Raw genomic sequence first — 26,328 nt, 5'->3', positions numbered from 1 at the left:
TTACACACGTTCTTTTAATTGTTAATTGCGTGTGAAGTAAATCTGTATCATGTCACCGTATCAAAAAAGCAGTATCTTTACAATCGGAAGACAGGATACCCTGTCTCATTATACTATTATTCATTATTAATCACTAAAACCTATAAACGCTATGGGAAAATTTATCAACCCCTTCACCGATTTCGGCTTCAAGCACATATTCGGCAGGGAAATGGACAAGGAGATTTTAATCGAGTTCCTGAACGACCTCCTTGAGGGGGAACATACGATCAAGGACTTGAGAATCATGAACAATGAGCGGCTAGCTGAGACCGAGCAAGGCACCGCAAAAGGCAAAAAAGAAGAGAAATGCTCCATCGCCCTCAACTTAAAAAAGATGGGACTCAGCATGGAACAGATCGCCACGGCCACAGGTCTTTCCCGTGAAGAGATAGGGGCTTTAAAGTAAGGCGATAATTAATCTCCTTGACATTTTAATTGCATTCCACCGCATACAAGTAATTTTTTTCAAAGTCGCATAGGATCGCAAGATTGTAACAGCCTTTTCAAACGGATTTAATCGTTTCGTAATACCCATGCCCTTTCTTTGCGTTCAAAATAAATAGGCAAAGATTGTGAGAAAGTTTATTGAAAAATTAGTGGAAGGAGGATTCTTGATCAGTGGAAGCGTCAGTAGCTTTACGATCTTGTTGATCATTGTCTTCTTATTTAAAGAGGCCGCAGGTCTTTTTAACAGCCCGGAGGTAGAGGAAGGATATATATTGGCCGTGAATCAGGAAAATCCGGTCGAACATTTGTCGCCCGAGCAAATCATGGATGTCTTCGATGCCAATATCACCAATTGGGAAGATTTAAACGGAGAAAACCAAGATATACTAGTCTTCCGATTCTCGGACCTAACCAACTATTATACGGAAGAAGAACTAGGTGAAGATTTTCAATATGTTCCCGAGAAAATCAATGAACTTATCCATAAAGAGCCGGGGATTATCGCATTCTTTCCGGAACAATACAAATCGGAGAACTTTACGGGAAAAATCATATCGGGAACTACGATCAAACCTTCGGAGTTCTTTGGAGGGACGAAATGGTATCCTACCTCCGCTCCCGCTCCGATCTTTGGCCTGATCCCTCTATTACTAGGCACACTGTTGGTAAGTATAGGCGCAATCGTCCTATCCCTCCCCTTCGGAGTAGCGGTAGCGATCTATATGGCAGAGATCGCCAATACAAAAACACGCAATTTATTAAAACCGCTTATCGAGTTGCTGGCAGGTATTCCCTCAGTCGTTTATGGTTTCTTCGGATTGGTGGTGATCGTTCCCCTTATCCAAAAGACCTTAGACCTTCCGGTAGGCGAGACCGCTTTCGCCGGAAGCGTGGTTTTAGCGATCATGGCGTTGCCGACCATCATCACGGTAGCGGAAGATGCCATGCGAACTACACCACGAGCCATGAAAGAGGCCAGCTTGGCATTGGGAGCCACGCAATGGCAAACCATCTATAAAGTAATCATCCCCTACTCCATATCCGGTATCACGTCCGCTGTCGTATTAGGTATAGGACGTGCGATCGGTGAGACGATGGCCGTATTGATGGTAACCGGAAACGCCGCCGTTATCCCTACCTCGTTCTTCGAACCGGTACGGACAATTCCTGCCACGATAGCGGCGGAATTAGGTGAGGCTCCCGCAGGTGGAGCACATTACCAAGCCTTGTTTATGCTGGGAGCCGTATTGTTCCTCATCACCTTGGCATTAAGTATCGCCGTAGAATATATTTCATCCAAACGTAAAATTTAATTAAAGATATGGCACCTATTCAACATTTAGGGAATATAGACAAGAGAAAACGGGCCTCTCAACAGGTTGCTTTCGGTTTCTTTTCTTTCCTGAGTTATTTGGTCGTAGTGATCTTATTCGTAATACTGGGATTCATTATCTTAAAGGGAGCGAGCGTGATCAGTTGGGATTTCCTGACACAAGCACCCCAAGAGGGCATGACCTCCGGGGGGATTTTTCCGGCTATCGTAGGTACACTCTATTTAGTGATCGGAAGTAGCTTGATTAGTTTTCCCATCGGCATCATGAGTGGTATTTATATGAACGAGTACGCCACGAACGGAAAACTCATCCGCTTCATCCGTATCATGACGAATAACCTAAGCGGTGTTCCTTCCGTTGTTTTCGGGTTATTCGGTATGTCGCTATTCGTAAGTACCTTGGGATGGGGAGACTCTATTATAGCGGGTTCGTTTACCTTGGCGCTAATGTCCTTGCCACTTATCATCCGTACGACGGAAGAGGCTTTGAAAAGTATCGATGATTCTTTCCGCCACGGTAGCCTAGCGTTAGGGGCTACGAAGTTGCAGACCATCCGCAGGGTCGTGCTACCGATGGCGTTCCCCAATATTATTACGGGATTGATTCTTTCGATCGGGCGTGTGTCCGGAGAGACCGCTCCTATCCTTTTTACGGTGGCCGCTTATTTCTTGCCGCAATTGCCGAAAAGTATTTTCGACCAATGTATGGCATTACCTTACCACTTATATGTTATCTCTACAAGCGGTACGGATATCGAGGCTTCCCGGGGAATGGCTTATGGCACGGCGCTCGTGCTGATCGTCATCGTATTATTAGTAAACCTTTTAGCGAACGCTTTACGTAGTTATTTCGCCAAGAAGGTAAAAATGAATTAAAAAAATAAGACAATTATGATAAAGATTGATGCTAAAAACGTAGACTTTTATTATGGGGATTTCCATGCGTTGAAGAACATTTCCATGGAGATAGAGCCGAATACGTCCACCGCCTTCATCGGACCGTCCGGTTGCGGAAAGTCTACTTTCCTCCGCCTGTTCAACCGCATGAATGATTTGATTCCAGGCACTCGCATGGAAGGTCAGATCCTGATTGATGGAAGGGATATTTATACGAAAAGCGAGAAAGTGGATCGCTTACGTAAAAACGTGGGGATGGTTTTCCAGAAACCGAATCCTTTTCCTAAGACGATTTATGAGAATGTCGCTTATGGCCTGCGGGTAAACGGTGTCAACGATGAGAATTATATTGAGGAGACGGTAGTCAAGACTTTAAAACAGGTCGTCCTTTGGGACGAGGTAAAGGATAAGCTGAAAGAATCGGCATTCACTCTTTCCGGCGGACAGCAGCAACGTTTATGTATCGCCCGTGCCTTGGCGATCTCACCCTCTATCCTATTGATGGACGAGCCGACTTCCGCGTTGGACCCGATTTCAACCAGCAAGATCGAGGATTTGATACATGAGCTGAAAAATGATTATACGATCGTAATCGTTACCCATAATATGCAACAAGCGGCTCGTGTTAGCGACAAGACCGGATATTTCTATTTAGGGGAATTGATTGAATATGATAATACCCGGAAGATTTTCACCAATCCGGAGAAAGAGTCTACACAGAATTACATTACCGGACGGTTTGGGTAATTAAAAATTGAAAATTGAAAATTAGAAGAGTATGAAGGTTATAGAGCAGGAGATTCATTCTTTAAAAAATAGTATCAGCGAGATGTGGGCATTGGTTCACCAGCAATTATACAACGCAGGGGAGGCTATGCTCACCGGAGATAAGGAACTCGCTTATAAGGTAATCAGCCGGGAACGCCGGGTAAACGCTTTCGAGCTAAAGATCGATAGTGATTGCGAGGATATCATCGCTTTATATGCGCCGGTAGCGATCGACCTACGTTTCGTATTGGCGATGTATAAGATTAATACAAACCTAGAGCGTCTGGGAGATTTCGCAGAAAGCATCGCCCGTTTCGCAGGAAACCTTCCCGAGGGGGAACCGATTGACCCGCAACTGATCAAGGAAACCCGGGTAGAAGAAATGCTGTCGGAGTTATTAAGCATGATCTCACTCACCAAAGAGGCTTTTGAGAAAGAAAGCTCAGAGATCGCTTCCCGTATCTTCTTGAAGGATAATTTGATCGATGAGATCAATCATAATTCTACCGCTATTATCGCCAAATATATAGAGGAGCATAAAGGTAGCGCATTGGCAGGGTTATATATGGCCGGTGTTATCCGGAAAATGGAACGTTTCGGAGATCATTGTACGAATATAGCGGAAGAGCTCATTTTCTATCTGGACGCTAAAGTCATGAAGCATATGGGCAAAACCGAGCAATAATTCGTATCTTCGCGGCCACTTTAATAATTAACATCAGTAAATGAAACGACTCACAGTGGCTTGGCTGTCGGCCTTCTTATTTATCGGTTCCGCGTTAACGTCTTACGCTCAGACAAATTCTCCGATCCCGGAGCGGGATTCTTCTTCGGTATCTCTTTTTGAATATGCGACTAAGATTCCGAAACGCAACAAGGTTTTCAATCTGGACTTGGAGATGCACGCAGGATTCAACGCGGACTTTTTCTCGGGGAAGCTGGATGAAGCCGCCTTTCGTTTCAGGGATGTCAAAATTGATGTTACCGGAGAGGTGAACGATCGGTTATTCTATTGGTATCGCCAAACGCTGAATGGCGGTTATGAGGGACAAGCCTTGGAGAATTTGAATGAGTCGATCGAATATGCGTATATTGGCTATAAACTGAATGAGCGTTTTACCTTAACCGCCGGAAAACAAGATGTGTTCTACGGTGGTTTTGAGTACGACGAGAATCCTTTGCTTATTTATGAGTATAGCGATATGAATGAATACTCCCTTTGCTACCTTACGGGAATCGGGCTGGGGTATCAGCCGAATGAGTCGCAAGAGATCCGCCTACAGGTGACGAACAGTCGTATGGGATCGATGGAAGACGAGTATGGACGTCTGCCGGAAGGATTTAGGAAACCGAAAGTTCCCTTGTTTTACACATTGAACTGGAACGGTAACTTTCTGGATGAGTTGATTCATTTACGGTACTCCGTATCCGCCGCGGAGCAAGCCCAAGGGAAATATATGTATAGCGTCTTTACCGGACAAAGTATAGAGGTCGGACCGGTCTATGCTTATTTCGATGTCATGTATTCACGGGGGAAATTAGATCCGTTAGGATTATTGACCGAATTGACTCAGCCCGAAGTCACCGAAGAGGAAGAACCGGAACCACCGGTTCGTATGCAAAACATCGATTATCTTTCGCTAGTGGGGGAAATACAGTATCGTTTCCATCCCAAATGGCAACTATTCGCGAAAGGAATGTATGAAAGCGCATCGATCTATAAAGCCTACGACGCTTATGAGAAAGGTAAATACCGTACGGCATGGGGGTATCAAGGAGGACTTGAGTTCTATCCGATGGCCGATGATAATCTACATATCTTCTTGACCGCCATAGGTAAAAAATATAACCTATCTGAACGAGCGAAGGCGCTCGATGCCTCTTTGGACAACACCGCACGCCTTTCGATCGGTTTCATTTATAGATTACCGTTATATTAAATTTTTCTCATTTGCTGTAGAGACGCAGCATGCTGCGTCTCATCCCCTTAGAATTGCAACATAAACTCTTCCCCTTGTAACAAGTCCACTGTTACTTTTCCATCGACTACAGGTAGGGAAACCGGCTTTTGGTTCTTTTTGAGGCTCATGTTCGCGGAATTCGCCGGAAGCTTGATCTGAAAAGAACCAGGCACGATCGCTTTCAATCGAGCTTCCGTCAGCAGACCTTCCGTCCATTTAGCCGACACCTCTCCGCCATTCCGGACTTTCAAACCGCCAAAGCTTCCGTTTTTCCAAACAGAAGGCAAAGCCGGCAAAAACTCGATCAATCCGGTTTGACTCTGTACTAGCATCTCCGCAATACCCGCCGTGCCTCCAAAATTACCATCGATCTGGAAAGGAGGATGGGCACAAAACAAATTAGGATAAGAACCTCCTCCTTTCACCTCCTTCGTATGCTCATCCACGCAAGGACGTAACAAATCACCCAGCAATTTATAAGCATGATCGCCATCCTGTAAACGAGCCCAGAAATTAATCTTCCAAGCCATAGACCAGCCCGTGCTTTGATCACCACGGACCTCCAAGGATTTACGAGCCGCCTCAGCCAACTCCGGCGTATGCGCTATCGAGATCTCATTCCCGGGATAAAGCCCATATAAATGAGAGACATGACGATGGGTAGGCTCTACCTCCTCATACGGCTCGAGCCATTCCATGATACGGCCGTCTTTACCGATCGTCGTTGGCATCAAGCGATCTCGTTTCGCCGCCAACTCAGCAGCGAATGCGCTATCCACGCCTAAAATCCTGGCGGCCTCAATGGTATTCGTAAATAATTCCCGCACGATCTGATTATCCATTGTCGATCCGGCACAAATACTCACGACACTTCCGTTTGGCATTTTATAAGCGTTCTCCGGAGAGGTCGTAGGTGCCGTCACCAGATATTTAGTCCGGGGATCTTGCACCAACATATCCACAAAGAATAGGGCAGCCCCTTTCATCGTCGGATAAACATCCCTCAAATACGCCTTATCTAATGTATACTGATAATGCGTATACAAATGCTCGCATAGCCATGCGGCGGATGTATTCGTCGCTCCCCACGATGGATGTTCGCCCGGGGCGGTAAACTCCCAAACATTACCTAAAATATGGGTAACCCATCCCCGTGCGTTATAAAAAGCCTTGGCCGTGCGTTCGCCGCTAGGGACTTGCAGTTTCGTCCATTCGATCAGCGGAAGGTGCAACTCGGAGAGGTTCGTGACCTCCGCTGGCCAATGATTCATCTGTAAATTAATATTTAGGTGATAATCCCCGTTCCAAGGCGTATGAATCGTATTACACCACAAGCCTTGCAAATTCGGGGGCAGCAATCCCTGCCGGGTCGAGGAAATCAATAAATATCGACCGAACTGGAAATATAAAGCCGCCAATCCCGGATCGTTCTTATCTTGAGCGAAAGCGGCCAAACGCTCATTGATCGGAAGATGATCCCTTTCGCCTCTTCCCAAATCCAGAGAGACCCGATCGAACAGGGAGCGATAAGCGAGTGTATGTTCCCGGCGCAAGGTGGAGAAATCCTTGGACTCCGCTTGCGATAAGTATTTTTCCAAGGATTGTCCGACACCGTCTTTATCGAAATAATCCGTACCTAAACTTACCAAGATAATCGCTTCCGAGGCACTTCGCACCGACAGACAGCTATCTGTCGTAGCCAAATCTCCTCCCTTCGGCAAGACGATACGGACACGAGAGGCGAAACGCATCCCTTTCATCTCCAACGTATCCACCCCGTCCGGCAATTGTCCCCGCATCAGCAAGTCCTTTCCGTCCAAAGAGATCGTCGCATGTTCCGGACGATTCATGCCCAATGAGAAATTCAAAGCCCGATCCGCATCCGCTACCAAGTGAATCACTCCCAGATCCCCGGAAAAAGAGGTAAACATTTCCCGTTGATAATTCACATTCCCCCTTTTAAAAGAGACGGAAGCGATAGCCTCGCTTAGGTTCAACCGCCTGCGATACTCAGCGATAGAATCCGATTCATTCGGATACGTATATTCCAGCACCAGATTTCCGAATAATTGGTAACTCCCATACGGAGCGTTCGCCCCGTCGCCCAGATTACTTCCGGTCCCTTTGCAGACGAAAGTCTTATACATCAAATCCTGTGCCTCGTCATTCCGTCCCTCAAATAAAAGGCGACGAATATTCGCCAAAGAATAATACGCATAAGGATTGTCCGTATCTTGCTTACTTCCGGACCACAGGGAGATCTCATTCAGGACCACATTCTCCCGCTCAATACCACCATCCGGCATCATACCGATACGGCCGTTTCCCAAAGGCAAGGTCTCTTCCCATATCTGCGCCGGTTGGTCAAAATAATAAGATACATCCTTGGAAGTCCCCTTATCGGCCACATCGCAGCCGAACAAGACGGTCGATAATACCCAAAGACAAACTACTTTTACATTCATATCATTATTCATTTTATTGTTTCATCACCTCAATTCCCCCAAAGAGGATATACTGCAACCAGTGTTGCAGTGTTACTGCACGCCCATTGCAGTGGCGCTGCACGTGCGGTGCAGTAGTACTGCAACACTGGTTGCAGTAGCACCCTAAAAGCTTTGCATATCACATAATCGTTTATAATAGCCATCCAAGGCTAACAACTCCTCGTGTTTGCCCCGTTCGACGATCTCACCCTCGTGCATCACACAGATCTCATCCGCGTTACGGATCGTGGAGAGACGGTGGGCGATCACTACGGTCGTACGGTTCTTCATCAAGTTCTCCAACGCTTCTTGTACCAAACGTTCGGATTCCGTATCCAAGGCGGATGTGGCCTCATCCAAGATCAAGATCGGGGGATTCTTCAAGATCGCACGGGCGATACTGATTCGCTGGCGTTGTCCGCCGGACAGTTTTCCACCCCGGTCGCCGATATTGGTATCGTAACCTTTCTCACTCGCTATGATAAAATCGTGAGCGTTGGCGATGCGGGCGGCTTCCTCCACCTGTTCCATCGTAGCTCCTTCCACTCCAAAAGCGATATTGTTGAAGAAGGTATCGTTAAACAAGATAGCCTCTTGATTGACATTTCCCATCAATCCCCTAAGATCGAAAAGGGTGGCCTCACGGATATCCGTATCATCAATACGGATATTCCCTTTATTCACATCATAAAAGCGAGGCAATAGATCCACCAAGGTACTTTTGCCCGAACCGGATTGACCGACCAAAGCCACGGTTGTTCCTTTCCGGATATCCAGATTGATTCCTTTCAAGACCCAAGCTTCCTGATATTTAAACCAGACATCTTTATAACTGATTTTCTCTTTCAAGGCGATCTTCTTTGGATGTTCTGGGTCATGGATATCCGTCTCCGCCTTCAAGATCTTATCGACACGCTCCATGGAGGCCAGACCTTTCTGGATCGCGTAAACCGACTTACTTAGATCTTTCGCAGGATTGATAATACTATAGAAAATAACCAGATAATAAATAAACGTAGGAGCGTCGATCGGGCTATTCGCACTCAAGATCAGCGTACCTCCATACCAAAGTACGATAGCGATCGTAACGGTTCCCAAAAACTCGCTCATCGGGTGCGCCATTTGTTGGCGGCGATAGATACGGTTTGTCAAACGGCGGAAGGTATCATTGCTTCGCTCAAAGCGGTCTTGTATCTTCTTCTCGGCGTTAAATGCCTTGATAATACGGAGTCCGCCTAATGTCTCCTCAATCTGGCTCATCAGGAATCCCCACTGTTGCTGTCCTTCCAAGGACTTACGTTTCAACTTCTTACCGACTTGTCCCATTACGTAACCCGCCAACGGCAACAAGATCAAGACGAACACGGTAAGTTGCCAACTGATAGCGATCATACCCACAAGATAGATCACGATCAGGATCGGGTTCTTGAATAACATGTCCAATGAACTCATGATGGATGTCTCAATCTCGTTCACGTCTCCAGATACACGGGCGATAATATCCCCTTTTCGCTCCTCTGAGAAAAAACTCAACGGCAATTGCGTAATCTTCTTGTTAATCTGATTACGGATATCACGAACGACTCCGGTCCGGATCGGGATCATCGTATAAAAGGCCAGATACATGGTCGCCACTTTCAAGAAAGTCGCCACGATCAGGAAGATTCCCAACATAATCAAGGCGAACGAACCTCCGTGTGCCTCTATCAGATCGGATACGTACCAAAAAAAGTTATTCTTGATCAACTCCGGCAAGGCTTTCCACGACTCCCAGCTTCCCGCGTTAAAATTCCAATCCATAAAGGTGTAATTCCCCTCATCCATCTTAAACAAGATCTGAAGGATCGGGATAATCAAGGCGAAAGAAAACAGGTTCAAGATAGCGGAAAGTACATTGAACACGATGTTCAGAACCATATACTTTTTGTAAGGGGGAACGAAACGCTTTAAAATACGCATGAAATCTCTCATAAATTGATCTGTTACATTGAAGTGGCAAAGATACGAAAAGTACAGCTATATCAACCCCTATTATATAAAGAGAAAAGACAGATATCGGACGGTAAGCAGCTATTTTACGTATATTCGCATCTATATTATAGTGCAAACAAATAAAAACGATCAGATCATGAAAAACATCAACTTGCAACTATTAAGGAAGATCAACTGTCTATTAACCGGATTACTGGCCATCATAGGATTCTCTTGCGGTGAGAACGGAGAGATACCTTGCGAATATGGTAGTCCCCATGCCAATTTCCAAATAAAAGGAAAAGTAACAGACATGAAAGGAGAGCCGATCCCCGGCCTACAAGTCCGCATCAACCCGAGCGGTAAGACTCATCCGCTGGGATGGTTACATACCGATACCCTCCGGACAGATACAAACGGGGATTTCGTTTTTAGCAAAACTGATTTCCCTTTCATGGAATATCGATTAATTATAGAGGATGTCGATTGGGATAAGAATAACGCGATATATGCTTCCGATACGACAACGGTCACCTTCGGCAGCAATGATTTCTCCGGAGGAGAAGGCTGGTTTCTTGGAAGCGCTTCCAAGGAAATCCAAATCCAACTAAAAGAATACATCGATATACACACGGAACCTTATACCTTATATACCTTCTACGGGAGAGTAACCGATCGAGATGGTCGGCCTGTTCCGGGCGTAACAATCTATACCTCTCCTGCCTATACACCTAATATAGATGAAGATATCACCAGTTTTCCTGCCGTCACAGATGAGACCGGGTGCTATCAGTTTACCTATGATCAAGCTCCGGCAACCGAACATATCCTTTACGCACGCCTATCACCATCCTTTTCTGATCCTCAATATCCTTGGAAAACTGATTCTATTGTTGTAAATTTCGGCGAAATTGAATTAATAGACGGGAAAGGGATGCTGATTGGGAGAGGGTTGAAAGAGGTTAACTTTCAGCTTGTACATCCCAGCCCACAAAAATAACACATATGGACAAACGCCCAAATATTAAAAAACGTATCGCCCTAGAGCTTTTTCGAAGTATCAAGAAGAACAGGGCTAAATTACATGAATTGCGTACGCTCTTTTGGGAGTGTACGCTTCGTTGTAATGTATCTTGCCGTCATTGCGGAAGCGATTGCCATGTCTCGGCCTCTGTCCCGGATATGCCTATCGAGGACTTCCTGAAAGTCATAGACGATATCACGCCTTATGTCGAGCCGAATAAAGTGCTCGTCATCTTTACCGGAGGCGAGGCGTTGGTTCGTAAGGATATCGAGAAATGCGGGCTGGAACTGTATCGCAGGGGATATCCTTGGGGGATCGTCTCCAATGGTTATCTGATGACCCGGGAACGGCTCGACTCGCTCTTGGCCTCCGGGTTGCACTCGGCGACTATCAGCCTAGATGGTTTCGAGGAAGCGCATAACTGGCTTCGGCGTAATCCTAAAAGTTTCGAGAAAGCACTGAATGCCATCTGTATGTTGGCCGAGGAAAAAGAGATCATTTGGGACGTGGTGACTTGCGTTAACCAACGTAATTTCAAGGATTTGATGCTTTTTAAGAATTTCTTGATCGAGATGGGCGTAAAACGGTGGCGTATCTTTACGATCTTCCCTGTCGGACGTGCCGCGACCGAGACGGATTTGCAACTGACGAACGAACAGTTCACATGGGTCATGAACTTCATCCGTTTCTGCCGGAAAGAGGGTAAGATACACGTTAGCTACGGCTGTGAGGGCTTCCTCGGAAATTATGAGGCTGAGGTGAGAGACTCGATTTTCCAATGCAACGCCGGTATCAATACGGCCTCGGTCTTGGCAGACGGGGCGATCTCGGGCTGTCCCAGTATCCGGGCCAATTTCCACCAAGGGAATATCTACAAGGACAAGTTCATAGATATATGGAATAATGAGTTTAAACCGTATCGCAACCGCCAGTGGGCTAAAAAAGGGGAATGCGCAGATTGTAAGATGTTCCGTTATTGCGAGGGCAACGGCATGCACTTATACGATGATGAGGGGAATCTGCTCGTATGCCACTACAAGAGGTTAGTTGACAAGTGACAATTAATTCCTATCTTTGCCCTAGTTAATATTCTAAAATAAGCAATCGTATGAAAAACACTTTCATCCTTTGTGCCTTTCTGGCACTAAGTTCTTTCACCGTAGCCCAGCAATCCGAGAAATATCCGCTAGGCGACTATACGGAATTGACCGACACGAAACCGCATGATAGCGACGAGATCTGGGACAAGTTACCGACCCCTACCCAATTAAGCTGGGGCACGACCGATATACGATATCCGAAACTCAGTATTCCCGATGTCAAGAAAAGCAATCGCTGGCAGACAAAAGCATGGAAAGGGGAACGGGTAAACGCACAAGCCGTGTTATGGACCAAGGCGGGACTCGAGGATGCCTCTATCACCGTGAGCGACCTAAAGAGCGGTTCTTCCATCATCCCGGCATCGGCGATCACGACGAACTTTGTCCGTTACGTCATGACCGATGAATTGAATAAAGACCGTAAAGGCGGTTGCGGCCACCGAGAGAATAAGGCGGAATGGGATTCCTCCGTTGTAGCCGATGTATTGGATATCGTAAAGATCCGTGATATCAAGGCACGCACCACCCAGCCGATCTGGATGAATATCTGGGTACCTCAATCCACGAAAGCCGGTAAATATAAAGGGACATTGACCGTCAAAGGAAAAAATGCCTCCCCCATGGAATTACAAATAGAAGTGGACGTATTGAACCGCACGCTTCCTGCCCCGAAGGATTGGACTTTCCATCTGGACTTATGGCAGAACCCGTATTCCGTGGCCCGTTACTACCAAGTTCCTCTTTGGAGTAAAGAGCATTTCGACGCTATGCGCCCGATCATGAAGATGCTGGCGAACGCCGGACAGCGCGCTATCACCACCAGTATCATGCATAAACCTTGGGCCGGACAGACCGAGGATCATTTCGACAGCATGATCACCCGGATCAAGAAGATAGACGGCACTTGGGCATATGATTACGCCGTCTTCGACAAATGGGTGGAATTCATGATGAACGAGATCGGTATCGATGATATGATCAGCTGTTACACGATGATCCCTTGGGCTTTATCTTTTGATTATTACGACGAGGCGACAAACCGTATACAATTCCTCGACACGAAACCGGGCGATGCCGCATACGCCGACTATTGGGGTACTTTCCTAAAAGATTTCTCCCGCCATCTTCGTAAGAAAGGCTGGTTCGAGAAAACCGCCATCTCTATGGACGAGCGTCCGATGGAGGCGATGCGTGAGGCGATCAAGGTAATCAAGCAAGCCGATCCGGAATTCAGGATCACGCTGGCCGGAAATTACCATCCGGAAATCCAAGCGGACTTATACTATTTAAGTATCCCCTACGGACATAAATTCCCCGAAGACGTAAAGGCCGAACGCGACCGCAAAGGGCAGATCAGTACCGTCTACACCTGCTGCTCGGAAGCGTTCCCGAATACCTTTACCTTCTCCGATCCGGCGGAAGCGGCGTGGACGGTCTTGCACGCCGTAGCCGGTGGTTACGACGGTTATCTACGTTGGGCTGTCAATAGCTGGACCGCCGATCCTCTGCGTGATTCACGTTTCCGCACTTGGGCGGCAGGCGATACATACAGTATTTATCCCGGTCCACGCAGTAGCATCCGCTTCGAACGTTTGGTCGAAGGTATACAAGATTGCGAGAAAATCCGCATCCTCCGGGAAGAGCTGACAGCGAAAGGAACTAAAGGCAAACTCGAGAAGTTGAACAAGGCGGTCGCCAAGATCACTCCGGAAGGTTTGGCCGAGACCGGGGAATCCGCTACTCAGATGGTTAATGAGATTCATAAACTCTTGAATGCATTATAGAGAGTAACCGGGCAGAAACGGATGAGGGCGGGGTATCACCTCGCCCTCTACTTATTTAATCACCCGATTGTTCCGGCTTCCTGAAAGTAAGGTAGGTCTCCACACGCCCCTCCAGCTTCGCCTCCATGGTCCCTTGCTCCGACACGAAGAGATATTTGTCCTTTTTCTCTTCCTCGGTCCATGTATCGGGAGTGTAGGGAGCGATCTTCCGGTCGCCGGCAGTCCTCATGAAATAGATAGCGGGCAGAAGGCCGTTCAGTTGGATCTGGTTCGGGTCGATATAGCGTTCCTCGTATTGTCGCGAGAAACGCGAGCTCACCCTCTCCAGCCGGAAGCGGTCGAGATTATTCATAAACAGGTAATCCGTGCCTTCATCTCCCGGCAGGGAGGTGTAGATCATAGATGAGACTTTCACGGCACCGGCCGGTGTCGTGTACAAATAATAGAAATATACAGTCCATGTATTCTTGGAGCGGGTTTGAAGGGTATGTGTCTCCTGCAAGGAATGCAAGGCCCAAAATCCCGGGGGCGTGCATCTCACCCTTTGTACGAATTTATCCTTCGCGATTTCCACTCTTCCCCGGATCTCCAGAAAGTCCTTATAGGCCACTGCCTCTATTTCCTCGTTTGTCATTGATGGCGTAAACATTGTATCTTAAATTTTAAAGTAAATATAAATCATTTCCCTCCGAAGGAGCCCGCAGCTGGTCGGCAATCTTCTCGATGCCAAAGTCAAGGAGGCTCTTCGCCTCATACTTCTTCACGGTCTCTTTCCACGCCTCATCGAAAATGGTGGTCTGCTCCAAGATAACCTTCAAGCCATTGTCCAACATCCGGCTCAACTCCTCCCGCTGTTCCGGCGTGCGCCAGGCCCGCAGGACGAGCCGGTTCATGACTCTCCTCGTATGCTCGATATCTGCGCACAGTTTCTTGCTGATCGCCTGCAAGCCTAGGATATCGGAATCCTTTGCCTTCCCCATCAGATGCAGGTATTCCTCCTCCTCGCATACTTGCGCCTTGTAACGGCTCAGGTTCTCTTGGTCGAGAAAAGTAATATAAGTGAGCGTTTTCCCGCATAGCTTGATCAGCGACAGGCCTTGCCCCGAGACAAGGAAGCACTTCTCCGCCAACTCCTCGTCGGTCCAGTTCTTGGGCAGGTAGTAAGCCTGCCTCCTGTCCTCATTATTCTGCATGAAATAGATGGCGGGATGCACGCCTTTCAAGTCGATCCCCGCGGGATCGAGATAACGCTCCTTATAGCGTTGGAGGAAGTGGGAACTCACCCTTTCCACCTTGAAGCACTTAGGGTCGTTCATAAAAAGGTAATCCACCCCGTTCTCCCGTCGCAAGGGGATGTAAAGGTAGCAGACGATGTTAATCTTACCGTCCGGCGTATAGCCCGTATAGCGAAAATTGACATTCCACGTATTCTTCGCCCGCGTGCAAAGGGTATGGCTCTCGCTCAAGGAATGGATGGCCCTTTTATGCTTCCCGCTGATCCGCATGCTTTGGGCGAAGCGCTCGAAAGCGATCTGCACCCTCGTCCGTATCTCCAAGTAATCCTTATAAGCGGCTTGTTGTATTTCCTCTTCGGTCATCGATGGCGTAAACATAGTATGCTATTTTAAATGTGGATAATCGGAGGGTAAAGGTACGATTATTATTGAGGTTTCCGAAAGCTTTGGCGATATAAGGAATAATAATTACTTTTGTTCGGGTAATAATGAAGTATATATGAAGACAACGGCTGAATACATAAGTATTTTACGGGACTACGTGGCCAAGAACGCCGGTAAATATCATATCACCCGTATGGGGATATTCGGCTCGGTCGCCCGTGGGGAACAGACCGAGGGAAGCGATGTAGACGTCTACCTCGAGACCTCGAAGCCAAGCTTGTTCGCCTTGGTACATATAAAGGAGGACTTGCAGAAACTATTCGGCTGCGATGTCGATATCGTCCGCTTACGCGAGCACATGGACGCTTTCCTGAGAAGCAGGATAGAGAAGGAGGGGATTTATGTGGGATGAGGAATTGCTCCGCTCGTCGCTACAAAAGATAGGGACAGCCATTAACCGAATATTGGAAAGATCCGATACCATACAGTCTCCCGATGATTTCCTGACAACTCCCAGCGGAGTGGAGAGAATGGAGAGTATCTGTATGCTGTTGATCGCCATTGGCGAGAGCGTAAAACGGATCGATAAAATCACGGATAAACAATTGTTATCCCAATATCCCGAAATCGATTGGAAAGGTGTAATGGGTATGAGGGATATCATCGCCCATCACTATTTCGATATTGACGCAGATATTATTTTTGATGTAATGAAAAATAATTTGCCAACCGTAAGACTCGCGGTGAACAGGATGATAGAGAATTTATAAAAGAACTTTTTCTCATGCGATTCTATTTCTAATTAAGTATATTTGCGAAAAGTATATAAACGAGACACTTATGGATTTCTTCAGCAAATATCGCCCTAGCATCATCGCCTTATGCGAGAAGCATAAGGTAAAGCGGCTGTTCGCCTTCGGCTCCGTGCTGACCAGCCGCTTCACGGAGAAGAGCGACATTGACCTTGTGGTGGATTTCGACAAGGAGGTGGAGCAGGTGGATTATATAAACAATTTCTTCGACCTACGGGATGCCTTGTCCGCCATCTTCCACCGGGAGATCGACTTGCTGGAGGACAAGGCGATCCGGAACCCGGTGTTGAGAAGGAATATCGACAGGACAAAATCGTTGATTTATGGATGAATATATAGAGAAACATCTTTACGATGTACTGCTAATAAACCTCCCAACACTTAAGAGATACTTGATAAAAAAAACAGAGCTAACTATACACAAATAACAGTAAATCAAAGCTATTTCACCGCTTATATTACAGTTCTCCTACATCTTCACTTGATTCTGATATAGATATTATTCCTAATCTACACATTTCCCAAAAACATTTCATTGTTATGTCAACATCCACAGATGCATCATGGACACCATCGGGATTTGAGCCAAATAATTTTTTATATAATTCCTGTAATTGAGGATATTTATAGCCATAAAGGCCTAAGATTTGACAATAATCAGTGCTTAACTTCATGGTACAATACGAAGGTTTAGAATCCATTATATCAAATCTTCCAATTCTAACAAGTTCAGCCCCCACAATTTTTTTATCAAAAGAAATATTATGTCCAACTAAATAATTTACTTGATTTACATCACTTGTAAATAAATCTAGGACTTTAATTATAGATTCTCCTTGCTCTTTTGCACGAATGGTTGTTATAGCATGTAAATTAGATACATCTTCTGGTATAATAAAACCATCAGGATAAATGATATGAGTATGTTTACTTATCACAACGCCTTTGTTATCTGTTATTATCCAACTTAATTGTACAAGCCGAGGCCAATTTTCAAAATCTGAACTTGAGGCATTATAATCAGCAGGTATCCCCGTCGTTTCTGTATCAAAAAATAAATATTTAATTATTTTTTTATCAGACATCAACATTCGTTTTTTTAAATTAGATTTAACTAAATCCTTTTTATCATCCGGGAACGATTTACAGAAATCTAAATGATATAAAATCTCCTGCTCAGTTCCGTCTATTGCTCCACAAGCCATTAAAGAGGCAATATTGAAATGAGCCATTGAGTTATTTGACAAATAAAAGAATTTCAAAGCTTTTGATAAACCATCTTCGGCTGTCTTATCTACAGCAGAATATACACCCAAAGTATTAAATGCATCTTTTGAATGGCAACTTTTTAAGAAGTCAATATTATCTTTTACTTCATACAAAATATCTCCTCTCATTCTAGTAAAAGAACTTTCTGCTTCCTTTTTTTTTATCTTGGCAAGATACAAAGAATATTGTTTTCTAAAATAGCATCTTTTAAAAGATAAATCTCCACAAAAATAATTAATTAAATCATATATCTTATCTAGAGATATATAATAAGGCTTGTACAATGGGAACATGTCATCATGGAATAAATATTTACCTCCCGATTTATGAAGAGAAGGAGGTAAAACCAAAAAAGCTTTCCATCTTATTTCCATTCGCTCAAACAATTGAACTTCATATTTAAAAAAAGCATTAGGACTATATGAATAATCACAACTAGAACTCACAAAATCACTCGATCTAAAAATAATATGAAGGCCATTCCCGCTTCCACTATCTATCACCCAACAATAGTTTTGTGGTAATCCCAGTATTTCTAAACACTGTGATATAAACATTCTTTTTCTTTCCACACGTGTCTCCTCTGAGTACTGATCATCCAAAGAGCAACACAAAGAGTCTACATCTAAAGCTCTATATTCATTATAACCTAAAATAACACCTATCCCTGTTGCTTCAATCCAATCATAAGATTGAATTTCTTCATCGCCCTGCCTAGATAAAATATATTTTTCCCAATCTTCAATCAAAGGGCCTTTATAATCATCACATTTAACAGGAGATATATTCATTCCTATCTTATGATAATAATTTGCATATAAAAACAATTCATTTTTCATTTGCTATACAATCATTAAGTTTAACAATAGATATAATATTATTATCTTTCGAATCATCATTAAATGAAATCATAGAACAAGAAACAAAAGAATCACAAACAATATTCAGCCTTATCGTATTAATTATTATATACAAGAATATCCAGTACAAGATAATATCGAAACGCTTCTACGTTATTTTTCCAATACATCACGAAGATCGTGTTTTTTTAAAACATTCGCAAAACAATCAGATTCTTAATGTCTCTTAGCCCTAAGAAATGCCCTCGAAGGGTGAAAAATGACTTCTTAGGGCTAAAAGATAGTTTTTCAACCGTGAAAAGTGATTTCCTAGGCCTAGGAAGGGACTTTCAAGGCTGCGAAACCATTTCTTAGGCCTAAAAAGCCTATTATCACCCTTAAAAAGTCATTTTTTAGGCCTAAAATGATTATTCGCTCAATTCAGTTCCCATTTTTTAGACCTAAGAAGCCCTTATTCAGTAAATATCCCTAACTTAGAGAAGTTTTTAAACTCTAAATCAAATTCACCATGAGTACTTACACAAAAATCAAGACACTTCCGCTCTCTCTTTTCAACAATGCCGAGTACCTCTCCTTCATGAACCACGTCCTCGACCTAGCCAACGGAAACAGCGGTGGCGGCGATTCCGAGTCCCCCGACGAGATCTCCCTGCTGACCGGCAGCGACGGCATCCCCGAGCTGGGCCTCACCAAAGAATTCCTCGATACCTACGAGGCAGACCTCCTCGCCATGGCCGACGTGGTGGACGAGAGCCGTACCTCGCAGGAGACCGAGCAAATGGCTTTGCACGATACCAACCGCGACAATCTCGCCATCTATATCATCACCCGCATCTCACGGGCCGGTACCCTCCCGTTGGAGGCCGAGCGTGACGCAGGCAAGTATCTATACAAGATCATCAAACCCTATAACGGCATCGCCCGCCTCCCCATGGCGCAGGAGACCGCCAAGATAAAGGGCCTCTTGCTGGATTTGCGCAAGGACGAGAACAAGCCGTACGTCACCACCCTCGGCCTCGACGCTTACCTGGCCGAGCTGGAGAAAGAGAATAACGCCTACGACCGCCTGTCGCAGCAACGCGTCCAAAACCGGACCACCTCCAAAAAGGAAAGCGGCACCAACCTGCGCAAGCGGATCGACGTGTATTATGACGATCTCACCCTGCTGGCCCAGTCCCATAGCGTAGCGAAGCCGTCCGAGAAGGCAACCGCCTTCATCGCCGCCCTCAACCAGCTGATCGCCGAGACCACCGCCGCCTACAACCAGCGCATGGCCTCCGCCAAGAAACCGACGCCCGCTCCCGAGCCTACACCCGAGCCTACGCCCGGCGGAGACTCCGAGAGCCCGGACGAGATCTAACCGTCACGTCCCTCCCCCCGACGCAGAAGCGGGAAATAAAAAGAGAAGGGAAACAACTCCCCTTCTCTTTTTATTCCGTATATTCGCGAAGGAAATTCCTAAAACAGAGCGATATGGAGACAACGACATCATTAAAGACATTCGAGGTAACCATCCCCGAGAAATACGCCGACATCTTGAAGAAATTCATCACCTCGCTGGAAGGCAAGGTGAAGGCACAGAAGAAATCCGGATTGGACGAGGCCTTGGAGGACGTGAAGGCAGGAAGGATTTATCATGCGGAAAGCACAAAGGATTTGATGAAACAAATCCTAGGCTGATGAAATATTCCATCAACTATACCAAAAAGTTCAAGAAGAACTTGAGGCTATGCCAAAAAAGAGGATATGATATGAACTTATTCGAGCAAGTATCCAACTTGCTTGAAATAACCGGTTCCCTTCCCTCCCAATACCACCCGCATAAGCTATCCGGGAAATACGCAGGATTGTGGGAATGTCATATCCAAGGAGACTGGCTGCTGATATGGAGCCAAGACGACACGGAGCTAATCTTGCTTTTCACCGATACCGGAACGCATTCCGACCTATTCTAAATAGAAAAAGCCGCCTCCCCATTACAGGAAGCGGCTTTTTTGTATCTAGTATTTACTTTTCCCGGATAAATATATTAATCGGCGTACCGGTGAAATCCCAGTTCTCGCGGATCTTGTTCTCAAGGAAACGTTTGTACGGGTCCTTGATCCATTGCGGCAAGTTACAGAAGAACACGAAAGAAGGCACGCTGCCCGCCGGAAGCTGGGTGATATATTTGATCTTGATATACTTACCCTTCCATGCTGGGGGAGGATAATTCTCGATGATCGGGAGCATCACCTCGTTCAGCTTGGCCGTAGGGACACGCTTGGAGCGATTCTCGTAAACCTCCTTGGCGGTCTCCAGCACCTTCAGGATACGTTGTTTCGTCAGAGCGGAGATAAACAAGATCGGGAAGTCGGTAAACGGAGCCAGACGCTCGCGGATAGCGGTCGTGTACGAGTCGATCACCTTCTGGCTCTTATCCTCGATCAAGTCCCACTTATTCACGCAAACCACCAATCCCTTCTTATTCTTCTGCACCAGCGAGAAGATATTCATATCCTGGCTCTCGATGCCCCTCGTAGCGTCCAACATCAGCACGCAGACATCCGAGTTCTCGATCGCGCGGATCGAACGGATCACCGAGTAATACTCCAAGTCCTCGTTCACCTTCCCCTTCTTACGGATACCCGCCGTATCCACCAAATAGAAGTTCAAGCCGAATTTATTATATTTCGTGTATATGGAATCACGGGTCGTGCCCGCGATATCGGTAACGATATGCCGATCCTCGCCAATAAAAGCATTGATAAGAGAAGACTTTCCTGCGTTCGGGCGTCCTATAATCGCGATACGGGGTAACTCCTCCTCCAATATCTCCACCTTCTCCTCGGGCAACGTCGCCACGATCTTATCCAGCAAATCCCCGGTATAAGAACCATTGATGGCCGAGATGCAGAAAGGATCTCCCAAGCCAAACGAGTAAAACTCCGCCGAGGCCGGATGCAATTCGTAATTATCCGCCTTGTTCGCCACCACGATCACCGGCCGCTTGCAACGGCGCAAGATCTGCGCCACCTCCATGTCCAGATCCGTGATGCCATTCAATACATCGACGACGAACAAGATCACGTCCGCCTCCTCGATAGCCACTTTTACCTGCTTGTTGATCTCCTCCTCGAAAACATCCTCCGAGTTAACCACCCATCCGCCTGTGTCAATCAGCGAAAACTCCTTGCCGGTCCACTCCACCTTGCCGTACTGACGGTCGCGGGTAGTACCAGCCTCCTCGTTCACGATCGCCTGACGGGTACCCGTCAACCGGTTGAAAAGGGTGGACTTACCTACATTGGGTCTCCCCACTATCGCTACTATATTTCCCATAAATTCTCCTTTCGTATGCTATTATTAGTCCAGCTGATAACCGAAGTTCTTCAATATGTTGTCACGGTTACGCCAGTCTTTTTCCACTTTGACAAACATTTCCAAAAACACCTTCTTTCCGAAGAAACGTTCGATATCCTTCCGGGCCATAGCACCTACTTTCTTCAATGCTTGCCCTTGATGCCCGATGATAATCCCCTTCTGGGTATCACGCTCCACGATGATCAGTGCCTTGATATGGATCAGCTCATCATCTTCCTTGAACAACTCTACGACCACTTCTACCGCATAAGGTATTTCCTTCTGATAATATAACAAGATTTTCTCACGAATGATCTCGGTCACGAAGAAACGGGCCGGTTTATCGGTCAAGGCGTCTTTCTCGAAATAAGGCGGGGAATCAGGCATCAACTCCTCCACCCGACGCTTCACGTAATCTATATTGAAATTCGAAAGCGCGGAGATCGGGATGATCTCGGCCTTCGGAAGCAATTCCTTCCACTGGGCCACGAGCTTCTCCAGCTCCGGCTGATTGGTCTGGTCGATCTTATTGATCAACAAGAGAACCGGACACTCTATGCTCTGTACCCGTGCTAGGAACTCATTATTTTTATCAATCGTCTCGACGACATCCGTCACGTACAACAGCACGTCGGCATCGCCTAAAGCGGATTGAGAGAAATTAAGCATGGATTCCTGCAACTTATAATTCGGCCGCAAGACTCCCGGCGTGTCAGAATACACGATTTGCATATCGTCGGTATTCACGATACCCATAATACGATGCCTTGTCGTTTGCGCCTTCGAGGTGATAATAGAGATCCGCTCTCCGACCAAACGATTCATCAACGTAGACTTACCTACATTTGGGTTTCCAACGATATTGACAAAACCCGATTTATGCTTTTTTTCCATCATACCCCCATTTCAGATAAACCGCTCCCCACGTAAAGCCCGCTCCAAAAGCGGCAAGGATCAGGTTATCTCCTTTTTTCAATTGATTCTCCCATTCCCATAGACAAATAGGAATCGTACCGGCACTTGTGTTGCCATATTTCTGGATGTTGATCATCACCTTATCCATATCTACGCCCAAGCGTTTCGCCGTAGCGTCGATAATCCGCAGGTTCGCTTGATGAGGAACGATCCATGCGATATCGTCGTGCGTCAAATGATTCCGCTCGGCGATCTCAGCAGCCACGTCCGCCATATAAGAAACCGCATATTTGAACACGTACTTACCATCCTGCCAGACAAAATGCTCGCGCTTGTCCACAGTCTCATGAGACGAAGGATAAGCGGATCCCCCAGATTTCATGATCAAATGAGAGTAGCCCACGCCGTCGGTCCGCAAGATCGTATCCATGACCCCGACCTCCTCCGTGGTAGGTTCCAACAAAACCGCCCCGCAAGCGTCACCAAACAGAGGGCAAGTAGAGCGATCCTGATAATCCGTGATACTAGTCATCTTATCGCCAGCCACAACCACCACCTTCTTATAACGCCCCGAGCGAATATAATTAGCGCCCGTCTCCAAAGCGTACAAGAAACCTGCGCACGCTCCTTGCATATCAAAAGTCATCGCATTCTTACAACCTGTATGATAAGCGATGATAGAAGAAGTTGTCGGAAAATGATGATCCGGGGTAGTCGTAGCGGTCAAGATAACCTCCACTTCTTCCGGATTCAGGTTCGTTTTCTCAAGCAATTGCTTCACGGCCCGTATCCCCATGTAAGAGAGTCCTACGCCCTCTCCTTTCAATATCCTGCGCTCCTTAATACCCACACGAGTCATGATCCACTCATCCGTCGTATCAACCATTCTGGAAATATCCTCATTTGTCAATACATCTTCAGGGACGTATCCACCTACTCCTGTGATAACCGCATTTATCTTATCCATAACTTAAAAAATAAAAGGACTACTTATCCCTATTAAAAAAAAGCCCTAAAAAAAAATTTTAGGGCTATTTCTTTTGTTCATCAAACCATATAAGTTGACAAACTTACACAGCAGCTTCTTTTTCAATCGCTAATTTACCTCTGTAATAACCGCACTCACCACATACAGTGTGATAGATGTGCCATGCGCCACAGTTCGGGCAAATTGCCATTGTTGGAGCTACAGCCTTGTCATGAGTTCTTCTCTTGGCTGTTCTTGTCTTACCTTGTCTTCTTTTAGGATGTGCCATTGTTTTATTTATTTAATTGTTATCATTCTCTAGCAAACCTTTCAGAGCATCCCAACGAGGATCGGCAGGACTAGCGTTTCCGTCATCTTCCAACGCCAAATCATCACCTCCCATATCATCCTCAAAATCCTCTTCGGCCTCAGCCGAACTTCTAGCGGTATGTTTCTTCAATTTAGACGACATTGCCTTATTACATTTACCCGGCGCATGTACATGCTTCATGGGAACCGCCAAAGCGATAAACTCATACAAGAACCACGCCAAATTAATAGCGCCCTCCTCTTCCGGTATCACGACAACCTCATCACTCTCCTCGGCATATTCCTTGCCGAATTTTACCACCAGACGATTGTGGGTATCAATAGAAATTTCCATATCGTCCAAGCATCTATCGCATGGAACAATAACAACCCCTTCTATCTGAAAGTTCATCTCAAACATCATTGACGACCGTTTTACGGTAAGATGAACCTTCACTTTGCCCTTTTGGACCTCGGTTCCGTCAATGTCCACAAAAAACTTGTTCTCCAAAAGATACTCGAATTCGTGTACTCCCAGAGAGAGATTTTTCAAATCTACATTATATAATTTAAATTTCCCCAAAGCCTTTTAGTGTAAAAACCTTGCAAAGGTACGAAAAAACTAAATACAAAAACAATACCTTTATGCTTATTTTTTCGTGTAATACGATTTAGCCCTTATATTTCTTCAATTTTATACGAAAAGTTGTCCCTTTCCCCAGCTCAGAACTCTTCACGAAAATCTTTCCTCCCTGGAAGGACTCGATAATACGCTTTACCAAGGACAAGCCTAGTCCCCAGCCACGTTTCTTGGTCGTATACCCCGGATTGAAAACCGTCTTGAATTTTGATTTCGGAATACCTTTTCCGGTATCTTTCAAATCAATCAGCACAACTTTGTCTCTTTCCTCTACTTTTAGCGAAATCTCCCCCTGACCTTCCATGGCGTCCACCGCATTTTTTGTCAGATTCTCAATTACCCAAGCAAACAAGGAATCATTCATCAAGACCAATATCGGTTGCTCAGGTAAATGCGTATTGATTTTCACCTTCGAGGAAATACGGGTCTCCATATATCCCAAAGCCGTGCGGATAGATTCCACGATATTTGTCGGAACTGGATCCGGATCTGAACCGATTTTAGAGAAACGTTCCGCTATCGTTTGCAAACGCTTCACATCCTTATCCATCTCTGTCAATAGAGAAGGATCAATATCTTTCGTTCGCAAATATTCAACCCAAGCGATCAACGACGATATTGGCGTTCCTAACTGATGAGCCGTCTCTTTTGATAATCCAACCCATACTTTATTCTGTTCTGCCTTCTTTGTACTAGCTAAGGCTAAAAAAGCGATTAATATAAAAACAAATACAACTGATAATTGCGCATAGGGATAAACAAGCAATCGCTTTAAAATAATCGAATCATCATAATACAAATATTGGTAAGTACCATCCTCCATGTCTATTACGATCGGAGGATTTTTAGCTTTCAGTTCCTTAACCTTATTCGTCATAAACGACACCACATTCTTCTCCGGGATCTCTATATTATTGTAAGAAACCACGCTATCCGTCTCACTGCATAATATAACAGGAATGGAAGTATTCCCTTGAATGATTTTCAGGATAAGATTCATATTAAGGCTTGGATTCTCACTGGTCATGACCCGGGTTGCCTCACTCCAAACTTCGATCTTCTGACGCTCTTCTCGGGCCAGATCCTTAATCAAGAGATCCGAGACTACCACAGAAGCCATAGCGATCAATACAACGGCAAAAATAAAGCCTAATTTCCATCTTTGACGAGAATCATATATGCTGCTCATAAATCAAGAATCATTCAGTGAATTCCTAATATAACGGCAAGATATGAACTTTATTGTTCCCAATTCAGCAAACAATGGGTCAGTCCGAAAACCCTGTGGATATGTCATGTTAATACGCGCAAGAGAACTATCTTTGCGTTCAAATTAAAATTATCTGCCCAATGCCTTCCAATCGCAACCCGCATAAGTTACTGCGAGTCGTCTTCCCCGAGGTTTTAATGGAGTATTTCGAGATCTCCGGCTGGCATGACGACTCTGTCAAAATCGAAGTCTGGCTTGATGAGAAACACTACATGGAACGTTCAGGTTACAAGAGTGGAACTGTGATCTCACATGGTTTTGCTGATGGGAAAGTGATTCAGGGCTTTCCTCTGCGCGGTAAACCTGTTTATCCCCACGTAAGACGTCTTCGCCGGTATGACAAAGCTACCGGGGAAACTTTTTCCTATACCTACGATGGTCTTGCGGCCGAGGGGACGAAACTCACTCCCGAGTTCGTTGCTTTTTTAAAAGAATAAGATTGAAACCACCGCCGCCGGCATAAGCCCCATAGCGGATGCTTATGGGGTAAAGGGGAAACTGTTAACTTCACA

26 protein-coding genes and 1 pseudogene are annotated in these 26,328 nt (G+C 45.6%); 16 read left to right on the top strand and 11 right to left on the bottom strand.

Annotation, left to right across the window (positions count from 1 at the left end; genetic code table 11):
• Window positions 1-151: 151 nt before the first annotated feature.
• From E5342_RS15945 to E5342_RS15920, 6 genes and pseudogenes are all read left to right on the top strand, one after another.
• Window positions 152-322 (top strand): annotated as a pseudogene (locus E5342_RS15945) (PD-(D/E)XK nuclease family transposase); the annotation flags it as partial.
• A gap of 292 nt (window positions 323-614) precedes the next feature.
• On the top strand, window positions 615-1,802 hold the full coding sequence (gene pstC / locus E5342_RS15940) for a phosphate ABC transporter permease subunit PstC (protein ID WP_135959763.1): 1,188 nt from the start codon (window positions 615-617) through the stop codon (window positions 1,800-1,802).
• A gap of 8 nt (window positions 1,803-1,810) precedes the next feature.
• Entirely contained in the window at window positions 1,811-2,698 is an 888-nt protein-coding gene (gene pstA / locus E5342_RS15935; RefSeq protein ID WP_005867077.1) for a phosphate ABC transporter permease PstA, read from the top strand.
• Window positions 2,699-2,713: 15 nt separating this feature from the next.
• A complete protein-coding gene (pstB, locus tag E5342_RS15930) occupies window positions 2,714-3,466 on the top strand; it encodes a phosphate ABC transporter ATP-binding protein PstB (protein ID WP_135959762.1) in 753 nt (250 codons plus the stop codon).
• Window positions 3,467-3,497: 31 nt separating this feature from the next.
• Window positions 3,498-4,172: a phosphate signaling complex protein PhoU gene (gene phoU, locus E5342_RS15925; RefSeq protein ID WP_135959761.1), complete on the top strand. Its 675-nt coding sequence runs from the start codon at window positions 3,498-3,500 to the stop codon at window positions 4,170-4,172.
• A gap of 40 nt (window positions 4,173-4,212) precedes the next feature.
• Window positions 4,213-5,427 (top strand): OprO/OprP family phosphate-selective porin, encoded by a 1,215-nt coding sequence (locus E5342_RS15920; RefSeq protein ID WP_135959760.1) that lies wholly within the window; start codon window positions 4,213-4,215, stop codon window positions 5,425-5,427.
• Window positions 5,428-5,474: 47 nt separating this feature from the next.
• On the opposite strand, the gene E5342_RS15915 is transcribed toward E5342_RS15920, so the two are convergent.
• The gene (locus E5342_RS15915) at window positions 5,475-7,913 is read right to left on the bottom strand and encodes a glycoside hydrolase family 95 protein (protein ID WP_135959759.1); all 2,439 of its coding nucleotides are present in this window, start codon (window positions 7,911-7,913) and stop codon (window positions 5,475-5,477) included.
• A 144-nt stretch (window positions 7,914-8,057) separates the two neighbouring features.
• Window positions 8,058-9,905, bottom strand: coding sequence for an ABC transporter ATP-binding protein (locus E5342_RS15910; protein WP_121735784.1), 1,848 nt, complete (start codon window positions 9,903-9,905; stop codon window positions 8,058-8,060).
• 157 nt (window positions 9,906-10,062) lie between these two features.
• On the opposite strand from E5342_RS15910, the gene E5342_RS15905 reads away from it, so the two are divergent.
• Genes E5342_RS15905 through E5342_RS15895 form a run of 3 tightly spaced genes read left to right on the top strand, consistent with a single transcriptional unit; the run spans window position 10,063 to window position 13,813 of the window.
• A complete protein-coding gene (locus tag E5342_RS15905) occupies window positions 10,063-10,905 on the top strand; it encodes a radical SAM-associated putative lipoprotein (RefSeq protein WP_135959758.1) in 843 nt (280 codons plus the stop codon).
• A 5-nt stretch (window positions 10,906-10,910) separates the two neighbouring features.
• Window positions 10,911-11,987, top strand: coding sequence for a TIGR04133 family radical SAM/SPASM protein (locus tag E5342_RS15900; protein WP_135959757.1), 1,077 nt, complete (start codon window positions 10,911-10,913; stop codon window positions 11,985-11,987).
• 50 nt (window positions 11,988-12,037) lie between these two features.
• Complete coding sequence (locus tag E5342_RS15895; RefSeq protein ID WP_121735781.1) at window positions 12,038-13,813, top strand: DUF4091 domain-containing protein; 1,776 nt, start codon at window positions 12,038-12,040, stop codon at window positions 13,811-13,813.
• A gap of 55 nt (window positions 13,814-13,868) precedes the next feature.
• On the opposite strand, the gene E5342_RS15890 is transcribed toward E5342_RS15895, so the two are convergent.
• A complete protein-coding gene (locus tag E5342_RS15890; protein WP_121735780.1) occupies window positions 13,869-14,462 on the bottom strand; it encodes a hypothetical protein in 594 nt (197 codons plus the stop codon).
• A gap of 13 nt (window positions 14,463-14,475) precedes the next feature.
• Window positions 14,476-15,426, bottom strand: a complete 951-nt coding sequence (locus E5342_RS19840; RefSeq protein ID WP_246867137.1) for a hypothetical protein — start codon at window positions 15,424-15,426, stop codon at window positions 14,476-14,478.
• A 121-nt stretch (window positions 15,427-15,547) separates the two neighbouring features.
• On the opposite strand from E5342_RS19840, the gene E5342_RS15880 reads away from it, so the two are divergent.
• The 3 genes from E5342_RS15880 to E5342_RS15870 all read left to right on the top strand — a co-directional run bounded on the left by E5342_RS15880 (window position 15,548) and on the right by E5342_RS15870 (window position 16,575).
• Window positions 15,548-15,844 carry a nucleotidyltransferase family protein gene (locus E5342_RS15880; RefSeq protein WP_121735779.1) on the top strand — a complete coding sequence of 99 codons (297 nt, stop codon included), beginning with the start codon at window positions 15,548-15,550 and terminating at the stop codon, window positions 15,842-15,844.
• Window positions 15,834-16,202, top strand: a complete 369-nt coding sequence (locus E5342_RS15875; RefSeq protein WP_048928514.1) for a HepT-like ribonuclease domain-containing protein — start codon at window positions 15,834-15,836, stop codon at window positions 16,200-16,202. Before E5342_RS15880 ends, E5342_RS15875 begins: the two co-directional genes overlap by 11 nt.
• Before the next feature lie 70 nt (window positions 16,203-16,272).
• On the top strand, window positions 16,273-16,575 hold the full coding sequence (locus E5342_RS15870; protein ID WP_135959756.1) for a nucleotidyltransferase family protein: 303 nt from the start codon (window positions 16,273-16,275) through the stop codon (window positions 16,573-16,575).
• 127 nt (window positions 16,576-16,702) lie between these two features.
• Here E5342_RS15870 and E5342_RS15865 read toward each other — a convergent pair whose 3' ends face one another.
• Window positions 16,703-18,352 (bottom strand): exonuclease domain-containing protein, encoded by a 1,650-nt coding sequence (locus tag E5342_RS15865; RefSeq protein ID WP_135959755.1) that lies wholly within the window; start codon window positions 18,350-18,352, stop codon window positions 16,703-16,705.
• 529 nt (window positions 18,353-18,881) lie between these two features.
• Here E5342_RS15865 and E5342_RS15860 point away from each other — a divergent pair.
• From E5342_RS15860 to E5342_RS15850, 3 genes are all read left to right on the top strand, one after another.
• The gene (locus tag E5342_RS15860) at window positions 18,882-19,733 is read left to right on the top strand and encodes a DUF6261 family protein (RefSeq protein WP_122268718.1); all 852 of its coding nucleotides are present in this window, start codon (window positions 18,882-18,884) and stop codon (window positions 19,731-19,733) included.
• A gap of 113 nt (window positions 19,734-19,846) precedes the next feature.
• A complete protein-coding gene (locus tag E5342_RS15855; RefSeq protein ID WP_005867049.1) occupies window positions 19,847-20,053 on the top strand; it encodes a hypothetical protein in 207 nt (68 codons plus the stop codon).
• On the top strand, window positions 20,053-20,328 hold the full coding sequence (locus E5342_RS15850) for a type II toxin-antitoxin system YafQ family toxin (protein WP_135959754.1): 276 nt from the start codon (window positions 20,053-20,055) through the stop codon (window positions 20,326-20,328). Before E5342_RS15855 ends, E5342_RS15850 begins: the two co-directional genes overlap by 1 nt.
• Window positions 20,329-20,380: 52 nt before the next feature.
• Here the strand turns inward: E5342_RS15850 and der are convergent, their stop codons facing one another.
• The 6 genes from der to E5342_RS15820 form a co-directional block, all read right to left on the bottom strand.
• Complete coding sequence (der, locus tag E5342_RS15845; protein ID WP_057328118.1) at window positions 20,381-21,694, bottom strand: ribosome biogenesis GTPase Der; 1,314 nt, start codon at window positions 21,692-21,694, stop codon at window positions 20,381-20,383.
• A gap of 24 nt (window positions 21,695-21,718) precedes the next feature.
• On the bottom strand, window positions 21,719-22,609 hold the full coding sequence (gene era, locus E5342_RS15840) for a GTPase Era (RefSeq protein ID WP_008773803.1): 891 nt from the start codon (window positions 22,607-22,609) through the stop codon (window positions 21,719-21,721).
• Window positions 22,593-23,597, bottom strand: coding sequence for a beta-ketoacyl-ACP synthase III (locus E5342_RS15835; protein ID WP_121735771.1), 1,005 nt, complete (start codon window positions 23,595-23,597; stop codon window positions 22,593-22,595). Before E5342_RS15835 ends, era begins: the two co-directional genes overlap by 17 nt.
• Before the next feature lie 103 nt (window positions 23,598-23,700).
• A complete protein-coding gene (rpmF, locus tag E5342_RS15830; RefSeq protein ID WP_005634607.1) occupies window positions 23,701-23,886 on the bottom strand; it encodes a 50S ribosomal protein L32 in 186 nt (61 codons plus the stop codon).
• A 12-nt stretch (window positions 23,887-23,898) separates the two neighbouring features.
• A complete protein-coding gene (locus E5342_RS15825; protein WP_121735770.1) occupies window positions 23,899-24,489 on the bottom strand; it encodes a YceD family protein in 591 nt (196 codons plus the stop codon).
• Window positions 24,490-24,577: 88 nt separating this feature from the next.
• Window positions 24,578-25,735: a sensor histidine kinase gene (locus E5342_RS15820; RefSeq protein ID WP_135959753.1), complete on the bottom strand. Its 1,158-nt coding sequence runs from the start codon at window positions 25,733-25,735 to the stop codon at window positions 24,578-24,580.
• A gap of 161 nt (window positions 25,736-25,896) precedes the next feature.
• Between E5342_RS15820 and E5342_RS15815 the strand changes: the two genes are divergently transcribed.
• Complete coding sequence (locus E5342_RS15815) at window positions 25,897-26,253, top strand: ISAon1 family transposase N-terminal region protein (RefSeq protein WP_246867136.1); 357 nt, start codon at window positions 25,897-25,899, stop codon at window positions 26,251-26,253.
• The last annotated feature ends 75 nt before the right edge of the window (window positions 26,254-26,328 follow it).

Source organism: Parabacteroides distasonis (assembly GCF_004793765.1).
GTDB lineage: Bacteria > Bacteroidota > Bacteroidia > Bacteroidales > Tannerellaceae > Parabacteroides > Parabacteroides distasonis_A.
The sequence above is the reverse complement of the archived record's forward strand: the minus strand, read 5'-3'. Positions and strand labels throughout refer to the sequence as shown.

Bases quoted from the DNA above. Each gene is read 5' to 3' on its own strand.
- E5342_RS15815 (WP_246867136.1), top strand. From the start codon at position 25,897: ATGCCTTCCAATCGCAACCCGCATAAGTTACTGCGAGTCGTCTTCCCC.
- E5342_RS15850 (WP_135959754.1), top strand. From the start codon at position 20,053: ATGAAATATTCCATCAACTATACCAAAAAGTTCAAGAAGAACTTGAGG.
- E5342_RS15915 (WP_135959759.1), bottom strand. From the start codon at position 7,913: ATGAATGTAAAAGTAGTTTGTCTTTGGGTATTATCGACCGTCTTGTTC.
- E5342_RS15865 (WP_135959755.1), bottom strand. From the start codon at position 18,352: ATGAAAAATGAATTGTTTTTATATGCAAATTATTATCATAAGATAGGA.
- E5342_RS15835 (WP_121735771.1), bottom strand. From the start codon at position 23,597: ATGGATAAGATAAATGCGGTTATCACAGGAGTAGGTGGATACGTCCCT.
- E5342_RS15905 (WP_135959758.1), top strand. From the start codon at position 10,063: ATGAAAAACATCAACTTGCAACTATTAAGGAAGATCAACTGTCTATTA.
- E5342_RS15910 (WP_121735784.1), bottom strand. From the start codon at position 9,905: ATGAGAGATTTCATGCGTATTTTAAAGCGTTTCGTTCCCCCTTACAAA.
- E5342_RS15860 (WP_122268718.1), top strand. From the start codon at position 18,882: ATGAGTACTTACACAAAAATCAAGACACTTCCGCTCTCTCTTTTCAAC.
- der (WP_057328118.1), bottom strand. From the start codon at position 21,694: ATGGGAAATATAGTAGCGATAGTGGGGAGACCCAATGTAGGTAAGTCC.
- E5342_RS15895 (WP_121735781.1), top strand. From the start codon at position 12,038: ATGAAAAACACTTTCATCCTTTGTGCCTTTCTGGCACTAAGTTCTTTC.
- rpmF (WP_005634607.1), bottom strand. From the start codon at position 23,886: ATGGCACATCCTAAAAGAAGACAAGGTAAGACAAGAACAGCCAAGAGA.
- E5342_RS15920 (WP_135959760.1), top strand. From the start codon at position 4,213: ATGAAACGACTCACAGTGGCTTGGCTGTCGGCCTTCTTATTTATCGGT.
- E5342_RS15855 (WP_005867049.1), top strand. From the start codon at position 19,847: ATGGAGACAACGACATCATTAAAGACATTCGAGGTAACCATCCCCGAG.
- E5342_RS15875 (WP_048928514.1), top strand. From the start codon at position 15,834: ATGTGGGATGAGGAATTGCTCCGCTCGTCGCTACAAAAGATAGGGACA.
- E5342_RS19840 (WP_246867137.1), bottom strand. From the start codon at position 15,426: ATGTTTACGCCATCGATGACCGAAGAGGAAATACAACAAGCCGCTTAT.
- era (WP_008773803.1), bottom strand. From the start codon at position 22,609: ATGGAAAAAAAGCATAAATCGGGTTTTGTCAATATCGTTGGAAACCCA.
- E5342_RS15880 (WP_121735779.1), top strand. From the start codon at position 15,548: ATGAAGACAACGGCTGAATACATAAGTATTTTACGGGACTACGTGGCC.
- E5342_RS15890 (WP_121735780.1), bottom strand. From the start codon at position 14,462: ATGTTTACGCCATCAATGACAAACGAGGAAATAGAGGCAGTGGCCTAT.
- E5342_RS15870 (WP_135959756.1), top strand. From the start codon at position 16,273: ATGGATTTCTTCAGCAAATATCGCCCTAGCATCATCGCCTTATGCGAG.
- pstA (WP_005867077.1), top strand. From the start codon at position 1,811: ATGGCACCTATTCAACATTTAGGGAATATAGACAAGAGAAAACGGGCC.
- E5342_RS15820 (WP_135959753.1), bottom strand. From the start codon at position 25,735: ATGAGCAGCATATATGATTCTCGTCAAAGATGGAAATTAGGCTTTATT.
- phoU (WP_135959761.1), top strand. From the start codon at position 3,498: ATGAAGGTTATAGAGCAGGAGATTCATTCTTTAAAAAATAGTATCAGC.
- pstB (WP_135959762.1), top strand. From the start codon at position 2,714: ATGATAAAGATTGATGCTAAAAACGTAGACTTTTATTATGGGGATTTC.
- E5342_RS15900 (WP_135959757.1), top strand. From the start codon at position 10,911: ATGGACAAACGCCCAAATATTAAAAAACGTATCGCCCTAGAGCTTTTT.